Here is a 685-nt window from a genome sequence, read left to right as displayed (position 1 = left end):
GGAAGCCGGAGGATGTGCTGCGGGTCTCCGGTAAGACCGGCGCCGGCGTGGAGGACCTGCTCGACAGGCTCGTCCAGGAGATCCCGGCGCCGAGGGGTGACGCGGATGCTCCGGCCCGCGCCATGATCTTCGACTCGGTCTATGACGCGTACCGCGGCGTCGTCACGTACGTCCGCATGATCGACGGCAGCCTGTCACCCCGCGAGCGCATCCAGATGATGTCGACAGGCGCGAACCACGAGGCTCTCGAGGTCGGCGTGTCCAGCCCGGAACCGACTCCCACCAAGGGGCTCGGGGTCGGTGAGGTCGGCTACCTCATCACCGGCGTGAAGGACGTCCGTCTCTCCAAGGTCGGCGACACGATCACGAACGCCCGCAAGCCCGCATCCGAAGCGCTCCCCGGATACACCGACCCGAAACCGATGGTGTTCTCGGGCATCTACCCGATCGACGGGAGCGACTATGCGGAGCTCCGCGAGGCCCTGGACAAGCTGAAGCTCTCCGATGCCTCCCTGCAGTACGAGCCGGAGACCTCGGTCGCCCTCGGGTTCGGATTCCGCTGCGGCTTCCTCGGACTCCTGCACCTGGAGATCGTGACCGAGCGTCTTGCGCGGGAGTTCGGACTCGATCTCATCACCACGGCGCCCAGCGTGATCTACGAGGTGCTCACGAGCGACACCGGCGA

At 66.9% G+C, this 685-nt stretch carries 1 pseudogene; it reads left to right on the top strand.

The window, feature by feature from the left end:
* Positions 1-685, top strand: a pseudogene (locus tag DSP71_RS23610) (elongation factor 4); the annotation flags it as partial.

Origin of the sequence: Microbacterium sp. H6, from assembly GCF_003314775.1 — a bacterium.
Taxonomy (GTDB): domain Bacteria; phylum Actinomycetota; class Actinomycetes; order Actinomycetales; family Microbacteriaceae; genus Microbacterium; species Microbacterium oxydans.
This window is presented reverse-complemented; position numbering and strand designations above follow the sequence as displayed.